Consider the following 17,939-nt stretch of genomic DNA (forward strand, 5'->3'; position numbering starts at 1 on the left):
AAACGCGACGATTGGCTCTGTCGCTATTGCTTGTCTTTGAAAAGATCCGAAATGGTCAGCCGGTAGCCGACCGGCAACAATTGCAGATCAAAGCGTCGCTCAATCGCGCCCCATAGACCCTGCGGCAGATAGAGCGAAAACAGCAAGGCTGCCGCGCCCAGGCCGACCAGATACCAGACCCCCGTCCCGCCAAAGACGGTTTCAATCACGAAGAACAATAGCGCGCCGAGGATCGCCCCCTCGAACTTGCCGATGCCGCCGACGAGCACCATGAAGATCATGTAGGCCGTCCATTGTACGCTGAAATAGGTCTTCGGCTGGAAGGTGACCGCGGTCGCCAGCCACAATCCGCCGGCAACGGCGATACCAAAAGCGGCAAGCACGAAGAGCAATCGCTTGGTCGCAGCTACTTGGACGCCAACCGAGGTTGCTGCGTCCTCATTGTCACGGATCGCCTGCATTGCCGCACCTGCCCGGCTGCGCATCAAGGCAAAGAGAGCACCAAGCAAGGCGATCATGGCTGCAAGCGCCAGCCAATAGATCGCCACCCGCCGCACAGCACTGTCGTAACCATTCAATGCGATGAGCGAGGTGCCGGTTTCCCCTTGAATAAGCCGGTCGAGGTTGACGAGCAGATGGGCAAGCTCGGCGAGCACCCACATGCCGATCGCAAATTCCCCACCCTTCAGCCGCAGCATGAGCCATGACAAGGGCACGGACAGAATGCCGGTGATAACAGCGGCGGCAAACACCGAGACAAATGGATCCAGCCCTGCATCTGCCAGACGAATGGTGAAATAGGCGCCGAGACCGAAGAAGACCTGCTGGCCGACGGAAACCAGGCCGGCGAAGCCCGCCAGCGCATTCCACATGGCAGCAAGGATGATGTAAATGAACAGCGTGGTCATCCGGTCGATGGCGCCAGCCCCGAGAACCGCAGGCGAAGCGGTCAGCAGGATGACAACAACGATCATCAGAGCCAATGCCCGTCGGGATGAGGCGGTCCAGCGCTCGACAGATATTCCGGGAACAATCGTGGTCATGTCGGGCTCCGAAGAAGAGCGCGGATCCTGCCGAGCCCCGGCACGGGGAGCTGGCGGAGCCGAACGAATAGAACGAGCAGAAAGGCGATGTGGCCACCGATCAGGAAACCCTGCGGGTGGATTTGAGCGCCCACGGACTGGGCCAGGCCGAGGACGATGCCGCCAAGCAGGGTTCCCCAGAGAGAGCCCGCGCCGCCGATCACCGCCGCTTCAAAAGCAAACAGCAGCTGCGGCCCGCCCGAATAGGGATTGAAGGTCGCCCGCATCGCGAGGAACGCCCCGGCGATACCGACGGTCACCATCGTAATCGCTGTTGCAACCGCATTGACCTTGCGAGCGTCGATGCCGACGAGGCCTGCCGTATCGGGATCCTCGGCCGTCGCACGTATGGACCGGCCGAGGGCGAAACGGCTGAGGAAGAGCTGCAGGCCGCCGAGAATGACGATCGCGCTTACCATCATCAGCACGGCCAGCTTACCGACGAAGATATGGCCCGGCAGTTGCCAAGAAGCGTAGGAGAGATTGCCGATAAACGGCGCCAGCGAGCGCGTGTCGGCGCCGAACTGCTCGAACAGCAGATTGTCGATCACGATCGACAAGCCGAACGTCGTCAGGATCGGCAGAAGCGTGCCGCCGTGAGCGCTGCGCTCGAGCACAAATCTCTGCAGCACCCAACCCATGACCGCCATGGCTGGCAGGACGATCAGCAAGCCGGCGAAAGGCGGAACGCCGAGTTTCGCAGCCAGCAGCCAAAGGCTGTAGGCAGCGACGACCGCAAGGCTGCCATGCGCGAGATTGATGATGCGCATGACCGAGAACATGAAGGACAATCCGCAGGCGATGACGGCATAGTAGCCACCAAGCAGGACACCTTGAAGCAAGGTATTGATCACGACGCGCTCCTCTCAGCCGTAGCCCGATGCAGGCCGAAATAGGCTCTGGTGACCTCGTCGCGCGTGACGCCTGACGCCGGCCTATCAAGCACGATATGCCCCTCGAGCATGCAGATGATGCGGTTTGCGACGCCCATCGCCCGCGCCAGATCCTGCTCGACGAGAATGATCGTCGTGCCGGATGACAAAAGACCCTGCAGTTGTTGGTAAACGCGATCGACGACCAGCGGCGAGAGCCCAAGCGATACCTCGTCGAGCAGCAGGATATCCGGATTGCTCATCAGCGCCCGGCCGATGGCGGTCGCCTGCTGTTCGCCGCCCGACAAATGGCCGGTCTTGGCATGGCGGCGCGGCTTCAGATTGGGAAAGGCGTCGAAGACCCTCTCGACCGTCCAGTCGCCCTTGCGGCCCGAACTCTTGCCGAGAAGCAGATTTTCCTCGACCGTCATTTGCGAAAAGAGCCGTCGCCCTTCCGGTACCAGGGCAATGCCTCTCGCAATGCGTTTGTGCGACGGGATGAGCGTGACATCAGAGCCGTCGAGCAAGATCTGACCACCGGCGGGAAGATGCGCGCCGGCAATGGCGCGCAACAAAGTCGTCTTGCCGGCACCATTGGCTCCGACGAGGGCCAGCACCTCACCCTTGGCGAGGTCGAAACTGAGGCCGCGCACCGCTTGCAGCAAGCCGTGGCGAACATCAAGATTGCGCACGGAAAGGATCGTCATGCGGGCGTTCCTCCAAGGTAGGCACGCACCACGTCGGCATCGCTCATAACAGCCTTCGGATCGCCATCGGCAATGATCTTGCCCGCATCCATGCAGATCAGCCGTTCGACGACCTGCAGCAGGATATGGACCATATGCTCGATCCAGACGATACCGATGCCGCGGCGGCGCAATTCGAGAATGGTCTCGACCAACTCCGCCGCTTCGCCATCGGTCAATCCACCGCCGATCTCGTCGAGCAGCAGCAACCGGGGGGCCGTTGCAAGGGCGCGGGCCAGTTCCAGCCTCTTGCGGTCGAGCAGGCCAAGCGTGTCCGCCCGGCGGTTGGCGACGCCGAGCATGCCGCAGAGCCGCAAGGCATCGATCGCCCGCTCATAGGTCTCGTCACGCCCGGATGCCTTGCCATGGGAGGCCGCCACAAAGACGTTTTCGAAGGTTGTCATGCCACTGAATGGTTTGGGAATCTGATGCGTTCTGACCAGGCCGGACCGGCAGCGATCAGCCGCCGTCAAGGCGGTGACATTCTTTCCATCGAAGGAGATCGTCCCCGCACTCAGCGGAAAGGCGCCCGCCAGCGCGCTTAGCAAGGTCGTCTTACCCGCTCCGTTCGGACCGACAATGCCGACCGCGTCGCCGTCCCCCATGGAGAAATCGATGTTTTCGAGAACCACAAGCGCCCCGAAGCGCTTGTGGATTCCCTTGGCCGACAGGAAATCCCGGTCTGGCCTATGTCGTTCTTGCTCCTGCACGATAGTCTCACCCATTATAAGCAATGAGCTTGGCCGCGACGGGCACGTTCGGATCGGTCGCATGCTCGGTGACGACATAGTCGAGCGCGAATTTCGAGCCGGCGGGCGCCTTCACCCATTGCGTGCCGATGATCGGCCCTGGAGACACGTTGGCGACGGGACCGCTGGTGAAATCCACCTTTCCGGCGATCGTCGTCGTCTTCAGCGTGCTCATTGCCTTGGCGACGGCCTCCTTGCTCTTGGCATCGGAAGCAGCCTTGAGGGCGTCAAAACCGGCGTCGAGAAGCGAAAGGCTCGCACCGAGCTGCTGAGTCCATTGCTTGCCGCTTGCCGCCTCATAGCCATTGGCAAGCTCGGTTCCGGAGACACCCGTCAATGTCGACTTGTAGGGAAAGGCCTTGTGCCAATAGGCGGCACTGCCGATGTTCATGCCGAGATCGCCGAGCGCCTCGATGTCGGACGGAAAGAGACCGGTCTTTGCGATCTGGCAAATCTTGATCTGCTGGGTCAGACCCTGCTGCGCCGCCTGCCGCCAGAAAGCGGCGAAATCCGGCGGGATCGGGAAGCTGTTGAAGATCTCAACGCCTTCCTGGCGAAACAGCGCGATCTGCGAGGAAAAGTCTGTCGTTCCAGTCTCGTAGGCGCCGGGGTCGACGATGGTGAAGCCAGCCTTGGCGAGCGCCGGCGCCAGATTGGCGCGGATCGCATTGCCATCCGCGTCGTTCGGATACATGACGCCGACCTTCTTGTTGGTCTCGATCAGGTTCCACTGCGAAATATAGGTCTTCAGGAATTCTCCGACGCCAAAGCCGAAATGATAGGTCCATTTGAACGGCGATGGTGCGCCGGGCTTGGCGCCACGACCGAAATACCAGGCCTCCCACGGCATGACTGTCGATAGGCAGGGAACACCTGCCGCCTCGCAGGCATCGGCAACGGGATTGATCGTCTCCGGCGTCGAAACGGCCAGCATCAGATCTACCGCCTGATTGTTGATAAGATCCTTTGCCAATTGTCCGGCCCGTGAGGGATCGGACTGCGTGTCGCGGTCGAGGATCTCAACCTTCCATGTTTTACCCCCGGCCTGCAGGCCGCCGGCCAGCGCCTTGCGCGCGAGATCCAGGACATAGCCATCCGTCTCGCCGAAACCGCCAAGCGGCCCCGTGCGCGGGCTGATAAAGCCGACCTTCAGCGTATCGTCTGCGGCAAAAGCGGCACGGTTGCCGAGTGCCATTGCGGTGGTGCCGGCTGCCGTCGCCGCCATGAACCCGCGCCGCGTCAACCCACTCGTCAATATCGGCCTGTTGAACTTATCCATCATGTGATCTTCCTCCCTTTTTGTCGGAGCCCTCTTACTCCGCATGCCCTTGTGCATTTCCGGCCGCCAACGTCAGATCGGATAGTCTCGCCTGCCCGATGCAAGCGTGATCCAGCGCAGCTCCGTGAACTCGTCGATGGCCGCCTTGCCGCCAAAGCGGCCGTAGCCGCTTGATTTGACGCCGCCGAACGGCATTTGCGGCTCGTCTGCTACCGTTGCTTCGTTGATGTGGCAGATACCGGTCTCGATGCGCTTTGCGACGATGAGCGCCTGATTGATGTCGCGGCTGAATATCGCGGACGACAAGCCATATTCATTGTCATTGGCGACGGTGATCGCCTCATCGATGCTCTCGACGCGGATAATCGCGGCGACCGGCCCGAAGCTTTCCTCGCGATAGATGCGCATGGCGGGCGTTACCTGGTCGATGATGGTCGCGTCGATCAACGTGCCGCGCGCTTGCCCGCCACAGACGATCACCGCCCCTTTCTGCGTCGCATCTTCCACGAGGGCGCGAACACGCCTTGCCGCTTCTGCCGTGATCATCGTTCCGAGCGGCGTGTTGCCGTCGCGCGGATTGCCCGCGACAAGTGTCTGAGCCTTCGCCTTGAACTTTTCGACGAACTCATCGGCAATCGCCTCCATCAAGATGATGCGTTCGGTCGACATGCAAATCTGGCCCTGGTTCATGAAGGCACCGAAAGCGGCGGCCCGCACGGCCTCATCGATATCGGCATCGGCAAGCACGATGAACGGCGCCTTGCCGCCGAGTTCCAGCAGGCATCGTTTGAGATGCCGTGCCGAGGCTTCGGCGATGAGACGACCGACGCGCGTGGAGCCGGTAAAATTGATACGGCGCACGGCCGGATGGGCGATCAAGGTCTCGACGATCGCCGCTGCATCCTTGGGAGCATTGGTGATGACATTGACGACACCGGGCGGGAAACCCGCATCGCGCATCACCTCGCCGATAAGGCAGTGAGTTCGAGGGCAAAGTTCGGATGCCTTCAGGATGACCGTATTGCCGCAGGCAAGCGGCATGGCGATAGCACGGACGCCGAGAATGATCGGCGCGTTCCACGGGGCAATCCCAAGGCAAACCCCGGCTGGCTGACGCACGGCCATAGCGAGGCTGCCTTGGTCGCTGGAGGGTATGATTTCGCCAGCGACCTGCGTCGTCATGGCGGCTGCCTCGCGCAAAATTTCGGTTGCGAGGTCACAATTGATCGCAGCCCAGAGCGAGGTTGCTCCGGTTTCGCCGACCATCGCCGCAACGAATTCTGCCCGACGTGCCGTCAGAAGGTCGGCCGCTCTGTTGAGACATATCCGGCGCTCGCCAGGTCCGGTCTGCGACCAGGCGGGAAAAGCCGCCGCTGCGGCTGAGGTAGCGCGGGCACCATCCGCCACCGAAGCCGCCGGCGCGATGGTGGCGACATCGCCGGTCGCCGGATCGATGCATTCGAAAGTGGCGGCGTCCAAAGCATCGGACGCTTCATTATCGATCAGCAGCTTTGCCAGGAACATTGCGATCGTCCGTGCTTGGGCAGGCATCGCCTGCAGTTTTCCGGAGGGGAGAGGGACGCAGGCCGGCGTCGCGAGATGGAACCGCAAACGCCTGATCGTTCCTGTGGAGACCTCCTCCCAAAGGCTCATGAAAGGAGATTACGTGGTTACCGAGAGCTTTGAATGTGACTTTCTGGGTTAATATTGCAAATATCTGGCAATCATGTCATCGGTTCGTCATGCCACACGAAGGAGAGTGCGTTGGTTTCCGACAGCGGCATTCATCTGCATGCGCGAGGAGAATGGCGCGAGCCGTCATTAACCCTTCGGACGATCCGTTTCCAGAAGGGCCTATACGCACAGTTTCATCATCTCTACGTGCTGCAAGCGGGAACGGCGACGTTGGCGCTGGAGGGACAAGAGCCCAGACCCCTGCAGGCACCGACCATCGCCTATATGCCGTCGCAGTCGCGCTGCGAGCTGCATATGGCGGCCGGTGCCGCGGGCTTCATCATTGGTGCTTCGCCGCAAATCATCGTCGACGCAATCGGTGATCGCGCCGAATCCTATGCGCTCAGAATCTTCAGCGAGCGGCCATGGTTCATGGCCGAGCCGGATGCCGGCGCCGTCAACGAGCTGCAGCCGCTGGTCGCGGGCTTCGTGCGCGAGCTTGGCGACCCCTCCCGCGCCTCCTGGATGGCGATTGCAGCCTATATGCGCTTGATCCTGATGGCGCTCTGGCGGGCTGCGGGCGCAGAGGCTGCCGAGCAGCGCGGACGCGGTGGCGGTGCATCGGTGCTGCAAAGATACCGGCAACTGGTCGAGATCGGCTTCCGTCAGCATCGGTCGATAGCGGATTATGCCGGGGAGCTCGGCGTGACCACGGATCGGCTGCATTCCATTTGCCGCAGCGAGCTTGGCCGTTCACCAGTTCAGTTGCTGCATGAAAGGGTCGTGCAGGAGGCAAAACTGCGACTGGAGCGCTCCGCTCGCACGGTCCAGGAGATTTCCGATGGGCTCGGCTTCCGCGATCCCACTTATTTCAGCCATTTCTTCAAGAAGAAAACCGGCTTTTCGCCCGCCATCTATCGAGATCTCGCCCGCAAGAGCGAGGCCTCTACGGTCACCCTGTCATCAGGCTACGCCGACTGGCCCTGATATCGGGACATCCGGTTATCGATCACACGATCAGTCCCTTCATCGGCATGACGTGGTCGGAACCGGGGAAGACGTCGCGCGCCAGCACCACCGGCGACGCGCCAAGCAGATCGACGGCAATTCCCTTGATGACCGCGCGCAGGTCGGTCGTAGCGGCAAGATCTCGGCCATCGCGCAATTGCGCCGGCTTGAGACCTGGCCAATCTGCGATCACCCGGCCGCCCTTGATCGCACCGCCCGCAAGGAAAACGGTGGTCCCGGTGCCATGGTCAGTGCCCTCTGTGCCGTTGACCTGCGCGGTACGGCCGAATTCGGTCGCAACGACAATCGCCGTATCTTTCCAGGCGGGACCAAGCTCCTGCTGGAAGGCCGCCAGTGAATTGTCGAGACCGACAAGCAATTTGTTCAGCCGATCGACTTCGCCGGCATGGGTGTCCCAGCCTTCGAAGGCAAGGGCCGCGACGCGGGGACCATCATCCTGTGCCAACAGGCGCGCGGCACCTCTGGCCATCTGCTCCATGCCTGTGGGATCGCCCGGACCGCCCCTTGCCTTGACGTCGAGGCCGGCGGCGATCTTGCCGGTGGAAATGCCCTCGGCCAGGATTTTCGCGAAAAGCGGGTCGGTGTGGTTGTAGAGGTCCATCAGCCGCGGTGGCAGATCGACGCTGACGGGCTGAAGATTGGACGGCGACCAGCCGAGAACCGGCGCCTTGCCGCGAATAACCAGCGGCGCATTCGCGCCGATGGACAATCCACGGATCGCTGAGGCGCCGGGCGAAACCTTGTCTCCCTTTGGCAATCCCTCAAGCATCCGGTTCAGCCAGCCGGACTCGACGCGGCCAGGCATTTCGTAACCGGATTCCAGCACGTCCTGACCGTCAAAATGCGATCGATCGCGGTAGGGCGTCGCGCTGGCATGGACGACAGCCGCCTGCCCCGCACGATAAAGCTGGTTGAAATTCGGCATCGAAGGATGCAGCGCAAAGAAGCTGTCGAGCGGCAGAGCCGCATGCGGGCCGCTCGTCGTCATGGCGATCGATTGCCGCAAAGCCTGATAGTCAGGGTCACCGACGGGTGGGACGGCCGTCAATCCATCGAGCGCACCGCGCAGGATGACGGTGATGAAGCGCGGATCACGGCCGCCGGCGGCATGGGCGAAACGAGGGATGAAGGCCCAGGCGAACAAGGCACCGGATGCACCGAGGACTGCGCGGCGAGTAGGAGTCATCAATTCGCAAGTCATGATCAACGCCTTTGAAATTCGGGAGAGAGATAAGCGATCGCCAGGCCCTGGCTGCGCGTCTCCGCACGCGACACGGCCTGTAGGGTCTCCTTCGAAAGAAGCGGACCCAGACTGTCGGACACGAAACGGCGCGGATCGATTTGAGGCGGCACCGCATTGGCGATCATGTTGGCGACATCCATGCGCATGCTGAGGCTCTCGCTGGAAGCCCAAACATCTGCGGTGTCAGCAAATCCGTTGGGACCGGCCGGAGCCCAGAATGGCTGCCCCATCGCGTTCAAGGTGCCGAGAATGACGTTCGGCTTCGGTGTTTCGCCGCTCGCCCGCAGAAGTGCGGTCATGAATTCCAGCGGTGAGCGAACCTTGGACAAAGTGGGATTCCAGGCCTCTTCGGAGCCGATGAGCGCGCGATAGACGGCCGACAGATCGCCATCCGTCTTGCTGAAGGTGGCAGCAACCGTCTGCACAAGTGCCGGCGGTGGGGTGTCGGCGACGAAATGCCGAACGAGCTTGGTGGCGATATGTTGGGCGGTCGCCGGATGGCGAGCAAGATCCCGCAGCGCTTCGCGCCCCTGCCCGACGCCATTGTCGGCGTAAGTCAGGCCAAGCAGCGTCTGATCGCCGGGTTCATGCGCGCCCGCATTGAAGACGAAAGTGCCGGGAGCGCCGAGCTTTCCTTCAGCCCGCGCCACCGTCCAACCGGTGATGATCTTGGCAAGCGTCGTCACGTCAGCCTGCGTGTAGCCGCCATTGACGCCAAGCGTGTGAAGCTCCATCGTTTCGCGAGCAAGATTCTCGTTGAGACCGCGTTTCTTGTTGGCGTTGGCCCTGGAATTCGGCCCGATCGACTGCTGATTGTCGAGGTAGCCGAGCATGGCCGGATGGGTTTCGACGGCAAGCAGCATATCGGCGAAACGCCCGAAGACATGCGGCCGGATGGCTTCGCGCTCGAAAGCGCCGGCAACGATATGGACCTCTTCGCTCTTCGACACTGCGACAGCAAAGTGGTTTGCCCAGAACATGGCAAGCCGCTCGCCAAAACCGATGAGCGGCTGCCGGATGGTGCCGTTGAAACGGGCATCCACCTCGGCAAGCAGGATCTGCTGCGGAAGATAGGGCATGGCCGGCTGTACAGGCTTTTCGGCAGGTTTACCGAGTGGCGGCGCCATTGCCGGATTACCCGGTTGGGCGGCCATGGCAGCCGCCGGCTGTGGCGCAGCTTGCTGCGGCCGTGGCGGCCCTTGCATCAGCTTATCTTGCGGCGTGGCGGCAACAGCGGTGACCGCCTGCTGTCTTGCCTCCTTGCGCTGCTCCTGAAAGGCATAGAGAGAAACGAGGAGATCGGCTGTCGATTGAAGTTCCGGCCCGACCGGAACGGGAACGAAGCGCTCGGTTATCTCTTCCATCAATGCGCCGCGTGGATCGGATGTGATCGGCGCGGTGCCATTGTGGTCGGCTCCCAACCCGAATCGGGAAAGGGCGAGCGCGGCATAAACATCATTCGATTGCTGAGCCATGTTCCTGCCAACTCCTGTATCAAACACATAGCTTAAACGCGGGTGCGTTTCCGATCCGTCGGTCGGCGGGTGTGATCATTTTGTGACGGCAGCCCTCGGCATGCTGCGTCGGATCATGCTTTCAGCGAGGGCACGGCGTTCGTCGTAAGAAAGCGTTGCGGCGAAATCCACGGCTCGTTGCTCAAGCTTGGCCCGCAAGCCGACATCGGCATTGCGCGCCCTCGCCAAAGCAGCCGAGAGCGCCGCCGCATCCAATGTCGGCTGTCCCAGAATCGAGGCTGCATCGACCTTGGCCTGCTGCGCATCGAGAATGGTTTGATGCTCCTCCTTACGGGCCTCGTTGAGAGCGGCACGCAGAGCCTTTCTCTGACCCGATGGCAGTTGCTCAGCGCCCAAGGGCATCGCACCGATGGGTGCGCGCGAATTGCGGATCCACGTCAATCCCCCGCCCGCAAGCGCCGCGATCAAGAAAGTGTTCAACACCAGCAAGGATATGACCAATATTCGGAAACTGCGGTCTGTCATTGGCTTTCCTGCGTTATGGTCACGTCCGATCCGATATCGCCGAACATGGTGCTCGTCCCCTCCGACACGACGGTGGTTTCCGATGTCAGGCTCGGCGCCAGTACGGCAATGGCGACGCTGCCGGCAAAGGCGCCGGCAAGCCCGACGCCGACGAGACCGATGCCGGCAGAGCCGAACCGGAACCAGTTGCGGATCCGAGACCGGCGCGAAAGCCGCTCGACGATCTGACTGCCAAGACGCGAGGGGACCGGTTTCAGCGTATAGGTGTCAAGCAACGCATCCAGATCAGCGGCATGATCCAGCACATCATAAGCACTGTTTTGGGCGGCATATTCGCGGGCGGCCGCACGCTCTTCCTGCGGCCAGCGGCTGATGTCGCCGCCATAGGCGTCGGCCAGTTCAGCGAACCGCTCACTACTCATCGGACCTGCGATATGTTCAACCATCGCCCTGTTCCTTCAACAAAAGCGCCTGCAACGAACGCCTTCCCCGCGCCAGCAAGCTCTCCAATGCGTCCACGCTGATCTCCATGATGGAAGCCGCTTCCACGTTCGACAGCGCCTGATAGTAGACCAGAATAATCGCCTCGCGCTGCCGCGGCGCAATCATCTGCATGGCCAGCTCCACGCGCCGCGACGGATCGTCCTCACTCATCAGGCCCGCATCCGGCGCCGGCCCCTCATATTCGATCTCGGGCGGCGACTCGGCCAGGACGTCCTTGCGCCGGCGCAGCCGGTCATAGCAAAGATTGATCGCCACGCGATGCACCCAGGTGCTGAAGCGGGCGTTGCGCTGGCGCCAGCCGCCGGCATTTTTCCACACGCGCAGAAAAGTTTCCTGCGCCACATCTTCAGCTTCGACGGCATCGCCGAGCATACGGGTCGCGACCGAAAGGATGCGCGGCAGCTGCCGCGTCACCATCATGCGCATCGCCGGCACGTCGCCGGCGGCGATGCGGGCCACCAGATCCCCTTCCAGGTCGCCATTTTCGGGCGCGCGATCCCTTTTCATCGACAATCGCCACCGTCCAAAATTCGATCGCTCCGCGCATTGCACGCCTCTTCCCTGTCATTGACAAGAGGGCTGTGCCTGTTCGTCTTTCCCGACACGGGATACCAATCCGATCGCAGCGTCTCTTTCCTTCGACATGAAGCATGGGGTCTCAACCGTTGAACGGTCCGGCTGTCGAATTCCGTCGCTGCGGCATCGCCGATTTCGGATTATTTCCGCAAACCCGGTATCTTTTTCGGAGAACCAAAGAAGGCCGGCCACCCAGGCGGGAAGACCACAAGGTCCCCCACAGGGTTGCCGGCCCATGCAAAGATCCGAATGCCAGAGCGCTTTTGGATCACAGCGTCAGCAGGTCAGCTGTTGTCTGATCCTGCGTATCGGAAGCATAGAGATTGCCAAGTTCCGGGGATTGCTGACGCTGCGCTTTGACTGCTGCTTCGAACTGGCTTTGGGTCAAGGATCCCGAGCCCGACGTATCAAGACTGCCGAACAGTGCGGTTGCCTGGTCTGCCCCCATATCGGACGGACGCGCGGCAACGAATTCAGCCTCCGTAACATTGCCGTCGCCATCGGTATCCATCGAGGAAAATGCCTTGGACAGCTCGTTATCGCCCATCTTGCCGCCATGATGCATATGGTGGCCGGATTTCATCGCCTTTGTCAGCTGCGCTTCGGTGAGCGAGCCAGTCTTGTCCTTGTCGAAGCTTTCGAACAGCTTGCTTGCCTGGTCCGCACTGACGTCTGCCGGACGCGCGGCGACGAATTCCGCCTCGCTGATGTTGCCATCGCCATTGGTGTCCATGGCTTTGATCAGATCAGCCTGTTTGCTGCTTTGAGCTGTCGTCGCCGCTACTGGCTGAGAGCTCGATGTCGAGCCGGCGGAATCGCTGTCGGAGTTGGCATTCGAACCGTCGGTGTCGCCACCGCCGCTACCGGACTGAAGATTGAGAATAACGTTCATCAACTGTGCGATCAGTTGCTGGGCGGCGGAAATCTGAGACTGATCGTCCGATGACGAAGAGGTACCCGCACCGGATGAATTGCCCGAAGAGCCGGCCGCCGGAATCAAGGATGCCGAATCGTCGTTGACGGACGATGTCGAGCCAGATGTCTGGTACTGAAAATAGCGATTGGGCAGAATTGAGGTAATGCTCGTCATTGGGGCCTCCAGTTGCGAGCGTTGAGAGGAACTCCGATGGCCTGCGCGCACACGAACTCAACACAGAATCGCCAAGGCACGCCTGCGCAGATGCGATGCCACGGCTCTTGACCATCGATATGAGCGGAAGATTGCCGAGGACGGAGATCAAAGCCGCTCTGTGCCCCGGTTTGGCGGATAAAGCCAATCATGAAGCGGCTGAACTCAGAATCGCCCGAAGTTATTCGTCGCCGTCATGGCGCTATCGGCATCTGCACATTTTCGATTTTGCACTTCCCAACGCAGGCAATTTGCACACAGAAACTTGTGCGGAACTTATAGTGCTTGACGAATACATCTCATTGCGATTTTCTTTCTCGATTTTTAGAGGATGTCTAAGCTTCGCTTCGCCACCGTATGCTACTAATATAAGAAGACTGCGAGCACCGGTGTGGCGTTGATGGAATAAGAATAAGAATGAGGGGAGGCGCATGAAAATGGGCACATGTGGAGAACTGAATGAGGCGCACTAAAGAGGAGGCTGCAGAAACGAGGAGCGAGATTTTGCAGTCCGCGAAAGCGCTGTTTCTCGACAAAGGATATGAAAATGTCAGCCTGGAGGAGATAGCCGCCGCGGCCGGTGTGACGCGGGGGGCGGTGCACTGGCATTTCAAGAACAAGCAAGGCCTGATGTTTGCAATCCGCGACGAAGCGCAGCAGCCATTCGATGAATTGGCGGAGCGGATGTCGAAGGAATTGCCGCCCAACCCACTGGATCTTATTGCCGACGCCATTGCATCCATTTTCGAGGACGTCCAGCACGACCCGCGCAAGCGCAGCATGCTGAAGGTCATGATGCATCTCGATATGGCTTTTTGCGATGGAACGACGAACCGTGCGAGCTCTTTCCGCCAAGACATGCACGATAATTTCGAGCGCATATTTACATTGATGAACGAGAAGACGCAGCTCCCCACCCCGTGGACGCCGGATACGGCTGCTTCAGCGCTGACGGCTGTCATCGGCGGCCTGATTACCGAATGGACACTGGATCGGGGCAACTTCCAGCTCGTGCCCTGCGGGCAAATGTTCATCAAGATGGTCTTGAAGACTTGGTTTCCGTCGGTCCAAACCCACGAAATCGAGACATCTGCCGCTTAAAAATAAAAAGGATCCGGAGGGAAAGCCGGATCCTTTCTCTTTGATCGGAGGTCAACCGATCAGTTAAGAAGCCTGACGGATTGGAACGCCAGGCTTCTCTTACCCGGCGCGGGCCGGGTAATCTCTTGATTAGAAGCTACGCTCGAAGCGCAGGATACCAGCCCACTGATCCTGGTTCACAGAATCGAAGTTGGTGTAGGAAACTTCCGGCTCGATGAGCAGGTTCTTGACCGGGTTCCACTTCAGGTTCGTGGTAGCGGCAAAGATCTTGCTGTCGGTGTAGGCGAGCTGCAGGTTCCACTTCAGCTTTTCGTTGATCGGAACGCTAGCGCCACCCCAAACAGCCCAGTCACCCCAGCCGCACTTCGATGCATCGGCAATCGGGCAAGCAGAACGGTCAAGGTTCGTGCCGGCATACTTGTTCAGCTTCTTGCCATCGGTGTTGTAACCACCCATCAAGAAGGCCGAGAATACGCCGAAGTCAGCATCGATACGAGCCTTGACAGCGCCTTCTTCGACGATCGAGTCGTAACCGCCGACGACCTTGAAGCCCCATGCGCCGGACTTGAAGCCAGCACCGGCAACAACGTCAGGAGCGTAATGGTTGGACTTGTCGTCCGTCCACCAGCTGGAACCGTAAGAGGCGCCCGAGCCGCTGGAGTTCGAGTCTTCGAGCGAGACCATAGCCGTGAAGCCGTTGCCTGCATCGTAGTTGTACGTCAACTGGTTCAGCTCGTACGGGCCGTCATAGATCACGTCGTCGTTGATGACGTCGCCAGCGTAACCGATGTACGAGTTGTACTGCGAGTCAGCCTTACCGACGAGGAAACCACCGAGGCTGATGTTGGCGAACAGCAGCTTCGTAGCGGTGGAGTTGCCGTCATTCCAATCCCAACGGATGACCGTGTTGGTCTTCAGCGGGCCGTATTCCGTGTCCGTTGCAGTGTCGACACTGAGTTCCGCACGAGTGTGCCAGAGCGTGCCGTTCTTGCTGTTCGGGTTGTAAGCGTCGAACCACTGACCTTCAGAACGGACGCGGCCGCCGATCTTGAGGCAGGTTTCCGTGCCCGGGATGAAGAAGTAGCCAGCACCATATGCGTCGCAGATGCGAACGTATTCCAGCGGCTCGGGCTCAGCGGCAACGATAGCGTCGGCTGCATGGGCACCGGATACTGCTGCCAGCGCAGCAGCGGAGCCGAGAAGAAGGCTCTTGATGTTCATTATAAACTCCTGGTTTTAATATGCATTTCTAACTTACCGCGAGTGCAAAGCTGCAATACCACCTCAAATTCGGTTCGGTCGAAACGCGACAGGCAGCCCGGCAGATACACACATAATGTTGGCTTGAGTCCCCTCTAACCTCCATACTTGACCCCGCGGCAAAGGCGTTGAAATGCCTCTACCGATCCGGACGATCACTCGCCCGTAAGACAGCTTGTGTCCTGCTTCTGAGTTACAAACAGTCCGTATGTTTGTCAATTATGTGAAACTCGACTGGCTATTAGTCTTGGAAGCTGTTGCCTAAATGCAACTGACGCCTGCGCCGCACCGACAGCTCCTCCGGCAGATGGAAAAAACGCGCCGAATACGTTGCCGCAGCGCGAAAAGCGATTGCTCGATAAATCTCGGTAAGCCCGGATGGCGATCGAAGCTAGTAACGAGGCGCGACAATCCACCATCTGTGGTGGAACTATTTGGACGGACATTGGAGAGTTGCGACCATGGGCAATTCGCATATCGGCCAAACGATCGCATACAGCCTCGATCAAACAACGCTTCCGGCGGCGTTTCCCCTCTCAAACGACTTCAACAGCTTTATTGCCGAGACGCTGTCTTTTCGGGCGGAGACAAACGGGACCATCCTTGCAGGGTTGACAGCAGCCGAAGAGAAGGCTTAGCCTTTCGACATTCACCAGGGGGGTCCCGGCAAGGGGCTGAGATACTGCTGGACAATACGACTTTGTCGATTGTGGCGCAGTGACCCGTTGAACCTGATCCAGTTCATACTGGCGTAGGGACGGTGCAAGCGCTCGAAGGCTTCGGATTCCCGCGTGGATTCCACGGCCGGCGTCTTTCCATCATTCCGGCTGATGACTGGGTCTCCAACTGCAACTTGGAGCCTCAAACCATGACCATTGCCGCAAAAAACATCACCCCGACCGTTACCACCGGCCCCTTGCCGGCATCGCGGAAGATCTACATCCCCGGCGACATCCACAGCGATATCCGTGTGCCGATGCGCGAAATCAGCGTCCATCCGACAGCGGGCGAACCGCCTGTCATCGTCTACGATTCGTCCGGCCCTTACACGATCGCAGGCGAAGACATCCGCATCGAACAGGGCCTGCCTCAGCTGCGCCGAGACTGGGTGCTCGCTCGAGGTGATGTCGAGGCCTACGAGGGCCGCCATATCCGCCCTGAAGACAACGGCTTCGTCAGCGCCGACAGGTTGACACCGGAATTTCCCGGGCAGCGCCAAGCTTTGCGGGCCAAGGACGGCAAGGCCGTCACCCAGCTTGCCTATGCGCGAGCCGGCATCATCACGCCGGAAATGGAATTCATCGCCATCCGCGAGAATCTCGGTCGCAAGGCCAGCGCCGAGGCCATGATTCGCGATGGCGAAAGCTTCGGCGCCCATATTCCCGACCACGTGACGGCGGAATTCGTCCGCCAGGAAGTCGCCGCCGGCCGGGCGATCATCCCGGCCAACATCAACCACCCCGAAAGCGAGCCGATGATCATCGGCCGGAATTTCCTGGTGAAGATCAACGCCAATATCGGCAATTCGGCCGTCACCTCCTCGATGGCGGAGGAAGTCGAAAAGATGGTCTGGGCTGCCCGATGGGGTGCGGATACCGTGATGGATCTATCGACCGGGCGCAACATCCACAATATCCGCGAGTGGATTATCCGCAATTCGCCGCTCCCGATCGGCACGGTACCGCTCTATCAGGCGTTGGAAAAGGTTGGCGGCATCGCCGAGGACCTCACCTGGGAGATCTATCGCGATACGCTGATCGAACAGGCCGAACAGGGCGTCGATTACTTTACGATCCATGCCGGCGTGCGCCTGCATTACATTCCGCTGACCGTCAATCGCGTCACCGGCATCGTCTCGCGCGGCGGCTCGATCATGGCCAAGTGGTGTCTCCATCATCATCGCGAGAGCTTTCTCTACGAACATTTCGCCGAAATCTGCGACATCTGCCGCGCCTATGACGTCTCCTTCTCGCTCGGCGACGGCCTGCGCCCCGGTTCGATCGCCGATGCCAACGACGCGGCGCAATTCGCCGAGCTGGAAACGCTGGGCGAGCTGACGAAGATCGCCTGGGCAAAGGATTGTCAGGTGATGATCGAAGGCCCGGGCCATGTCCCGATGCATAAGATCAAAGCAAACATGGACAAGCAGCTCGCTGTCTGCGGCGAGGCGCCCTTCTATACGCTCGGACCGCTAACGACGGATATCGCACCGGGCTATGACCACATCACCTCGGGCATCGGCGCGGCAATGATCGGCTGGTTCGGCACGGCCATGCTCTGCTACGTCACGCCGAAGGAGCATCTCGGCCTGCCTGACCGCAACGACGTCAAGACCGGCGTCATCACCTATAAGATTGCCGCCCATGCGGCCGACCTCGCCAAGGGTCATCCGGCGGCACAGGTGCGGGACGATGCGCTATCGCGCGCCCGTTTTGAGTTTCGTTGGGAAGATCAGTTCAACCTGTCGCTCGACCCCGATACCGCCCGCAGCTTCCACGACGAGACCTTGCCGAAGGAAGCGCACAAGGTTGCGCATTTCTGCTCGATGTGCGGCCCGAAATTCTGTTCGATGCGGATTTCGCACGACATTCGCGCCGAGGCACAGAAGGAAGGGCTGGACGCCATGGCGGCCAAATACCGCGATGGCGGCGACCTCTACATGCGGATCGACACGTCGGCCCATCCGGCCGAATGA

At 60.3% G+C, this 17,939-nt stretch carries 16 protein-coding genes and 1 riboswitch; of the genes, 3 read left to right on the forward strand and 13 right to left on the reverse strand.

Translation table 11 applies throughout. The features are described 5' to 3' along the window. Positions 1–23: 23 nt before the first annotated feature. From ACIQJ2_RS29840 to ACIQJ2_RS29865, 6 genes are all read right to left on the reverse strand, one after another. The gene (locus ACIQJ2_RS29840; protein WP_400673980.1) at positions 24–1,043 is read right to left on the reverse strand and encodes a branched-chain amino acid ABC transporter permease; all 1,020 of its coding nucleotides are present in this window, start codon (positions 1,041–1,043) and stop codon (positions 24–26) included. After that, positions 1,040–1,936 carry a branched-chain amino acid ABC transporter permease gene (locus ACIQJ2_RS29845; protein WP_400673977.1) on the reverse strand — a complete coding sequence of 299 codons (897 nt, stop codon included), beginning with the start codon at positions 1,934–1,936 and terminating at the stop codon, positions 1,040–1,042. Before ACIQJ2_RS29845 ends, ACIQJ2_RS29840 begins: the two co-directional genes overlap by 4 nt. Further along, a complete protein-coding gene (locus ACIQJ2_RS29850; protein WP_400673975.1) occupies positions 1,933–2,661 on the reverse strand; it encodes an ABC transporter ATP-binding protein in 729 nt (242 codons plus the stop codon). The genes ACIQJ2_RS29845 and ACIQJ2_RS29850 overlap by 4 nt, the downstream gene beginning before the upstream one ends. Then, positions 2,658–3,425: an ABC transporter ATP-binding protein gene (locus tag ACIQJ2_RS29855; RefSeq protein WP_400673972.1), complete on the reverse strand. Its 768-nt coding sequence runs from the start codon at positions 3,423–3,425 to the stop codon at positions 2,658–2,660. Before ACIQJ2_RS29855 ends, ACIQJ2_RS29850 begins: the two co-directional genes overlap by 4 nt. Next, positions 3,418–4,731: an ABC transporter substrate-binding protein gene (locus ACIQJ2_RS29860; RefSeq protein WP_400673969.1), complete on the reverse strand. Its 1,314-nt coding sequence runs from the start codon at positions 4,729–4,731 to the stop codon at positions 3,418–3,420. The genes ACIQJ2_RS29855 and ACIQJ2_RS29860 overlap by 8 nt, the downstream gene beginning before the upstream one ends. Before the next feature lie 69 nt (positions 4,732–4,800). Continuing rightward, positions 4,801–6,252 carry an aldehyde dehydrogenase gene (locus ACIQJ2_RS29865; protein WP_400674121.1) on the reverse strand — a complete coding sequence of 484 codons (1,452 nt, stop codon included), beginning with the start codon at positions 6,250–6,252 and terminating at the stop codon, positions 4,801–4,803. Positions 6,253–6,492: 240 nt separating this feature from the next. Between ACIQJ2_RS29865 and ACIQJ2_RS29870 the strand changes: the two genes are divergently transcribed. Then, the gene (locus tag ACIQJ2_RS29870) at positions 6,493–7,389 is read left to right on the forward strand and encodes a helix-turn-helix transcriptional regulator (protein ID WP_400673967.1); all 897 of its coding nucleotides are present in this window, start codon (positions 6,493–6,495) and stop codon (positions 7,387–7,389) included. Between the two features lie 22 nt (positions 7,390–7,411). On the opposite strand, the gene ACIQJ2_RS29875 is transcribed toward ACIQJ2_RS29870, so the two are convergent. From ACIQJ2_RS29875 to ACIQJ2_RS29900, 6 genes are all read right to left on the reverse strand, one after another. Then, the gene (locus ACIQJ2_RS29875; protein ID WP_400673965.1) at positions 7,412–8,632 is read right to left on the reverse strand and encodes a DUF1501 domain-containing protein; all 1,221 of its coding nucleotides are present in this window, start codon (positions 8,630–8,632) and stop codon (positions 7,412–7,414) included. A 2-nt stretch (positions 8,633–8,634) separates the two neighbouring features. Further along, a complete protein-coding gene (locus tag ACIQJ2_RS29880) occupies positions 8,635–10,149 on the reverse strand; it encodes a DUF1800 family protein (RefSeq protein ID WP_400673962.1) in 1,515 nt (504 codons plus the stop codon). Positions 10,150–10,224: 75 nt separating this feature from the next. Next, positions 10,225–10,674, reverse strand: coding sequence for a periplasmic heavy metal sensor (locus ACIQJ2_RS29885; RefSeq protein ID WP_400673959.1), 450 nt, complete (start codon positions 10,672–10,674; stop codon positions 10,225–10,227). Further along, positions 10,671–11,120, reverse strand: coding sequence for a hypothetical protein (locus tag ACIQJ2_RS29890; protein ID WP_400673956.1), 450 nt, complete (start codon positions 11,118–11,120; stop codon positions 10,671–10,673). Before ACIQJ2_RS29890 ends, ACIQJ2_RS29885 begins: the two co-directional genes overlap by 4 nt. Continuing rightward, positions 11,113–11,730: an RNA polymerase sigma factor gene (locus ACIQJ2_RS29895; RefSeq protein WP_400673953.1), complete on the reverse strand. Its 618-nt coding sequence runs from the start codon at positions 11,728–11,730 to the stop codon at positions 11,113–11,115. The genes ACIQJ2_RS29890 and ACIQJ2_RS29895 overlap by 8 nt, the downstream gene beginning before the upstream one ends. 292 nt (positions 11,731–12,022) lie before the next feature. Next, complete coding sequence (locus ACIQJ2_RS29900) at positions 12,023–12,844, reverse strand: EF-hand domain-containing protein (RefSeq protein WP_400673952.1); 822 nt, start codon at positions 12,842–12,844, stop codon at positions 12,023–12,025. Positions 12,845–13,342: 498 nt separating this feature from the next. On the opposite strand from ACIQJ2_RS29900, the gene ACIQJ2_RS29905 reads away from it, so the two are divergent. Then, positions 13,343–13,984, forward strand: coding sequence for a TetR family transcriptional regulator (locus ACIQJ2_RS29905; protein ID WP_400673949.1), 642 nt, complete (start codon positions 13,343–13,345; stop codon positions 13,982–13,984). Between the two features lie 129 nt (positions 13,985–14,113). On the opposite strand, the gene ACIQJ2_RS29910 is transcribed toward ACIQJ2_RS29905, so the two are convergent. Next, positions 14,114–15,205, reverse strand: a complete 1,092-nt coding sequence (locus tag ACIQJ2_RS29910) for a porin (RefSeq protein WP_199149996.1) — start codon at positions 15,203–15,205, stop codon at positions 14,114–14,116. A gap of 683 nt (positions 15,206–15,888) precedes the next feature. Further along, positions 15,889–16,020: riboswitch (TPP riboswitch) on the forward strand. 92 nt (positions 16,021–16,112) lie between these two features. Between ACIQJ2_RS29910 and thiC the strand changes: the two genes are divergently transcribed. After that, on the forward strand, positions 16,113–17,939 hold the full coding sequence (gene thiC / locus ACIQJ2_RS29915) for a phosphomethylpyrimidine synthase ThiC (protein WP_400673946.1): 1,827 nt from the start codon (positions 16,113–16,115) through the stop codon (positions 17,937–17,939).

Origin of the sequence: Rhizobium sp. NPDC092011 (genome assembly GCF_044756305.1) — a bacterium.
GTDB lineage: Bacteria > Pseudomonadota > Alphaproteobacteria > Rhizobiales > Rhizobiaceae > Rhizobium.

Excerpts from the sequence above, each read along its gene's own strand:
- ACIQJ2_RS29840 (WP_400673980.1), bottom strand. The coding sequence starts at position 1,043 with ATGACCACGATTGTTCCCGGAATATCTGTCGAGCGCTGGACCGCCTCA.
- ACIQJ2_RS29850 (WP_400673975.1), bottom strand. The coding sequence starts at position 2,661 with ATGACGATCCTTTCCGTGCGCAATCTTGATGTTCGCCACGGCTTGCTG.
- ACIQJ2_RS29855 (WP_400673972.1), bottom strand. The coding sequence starts at position 3,425 with ATGGGTGAGACTATCGTGCAGGAGCAAGAACGACATAGGCCAGACCGG.
- ACIQJ2_RS29860 (WP_400673969.1), bottom strand. The coding sequence starts at position 4,731 with ATGATGGATAAGTTCAACAGGCCGATATTGACGAGTGGGTTGACGCGG.
- ACIQJ2_RS29865 (WP_400674121.1), bottom strand. The coding sequence starts at position 6,252 with ATGTTCCTGGCAAAGCTGCTGATCGATAATGAAGCGTCCGATGCTTTG.
- ACIQJ2_RS29875 (WP_400673965.1), bottom strand. The coding sequence starts at position 8,632 with ATGACTTGCGAATTGATGACTCCTACTCGCCGCGCAGTCCTCGGTGCA.
- ACIQJ2_RS29880 (WP_400673962.1), bottom strand. The coding sequence starts at position 10,149 with ATGGCTCAGCAATCGAATGATGTTTATGCCGCGCTCGCCCTTTCCCGA.
- ACIQJ2_RS29885 (WP_400673959.1), bottom strand. The coding sequence starts at position 10,674 with ATGACAGACCGCAGTTTCCGAATATTGGTCATATCCTTGCTGGTGTTG.
- ACIQJ2_RS29890 (WP_400673956.1), bottom strand. The coding sequence starts at position 11,120 with ATGGTTGAACATATCGCAGGTCCGATGAGTAGTGAGCGGTTCGCTGAA.
- ACIQJ2_RS29900 (WP_400673952.1), bottom strand. The coding sequence starts at position 12,844 with ATGACGAGCATTACCTCAATTCTGCCCAATCGCTATTTTCAGTACCAG.
- ACIQJ2_RS29905 (WP_400673949.1), top strand. The coding sequence starts at position 13,343 with ATGAGGCGCACTAAAGAGGAGGCTGCAGAAACGAGGAGCGAGATTTTG.
- ACIQJ2_RS29910 (WP_199149996.1), bottom strand. The coding sequence starts at position 15,205 with ATGAACATCAAGAGCCTTCTTCTCGGCTCCGCTGCTGCGCTGGCAGCA.
- thiC (WP_400673946.1), top strand. The coding sequence starts at position 16,113 with ATGACCATTGCCGCAAAAAACATCACCCCGACCGTTACCACCGGCCCC.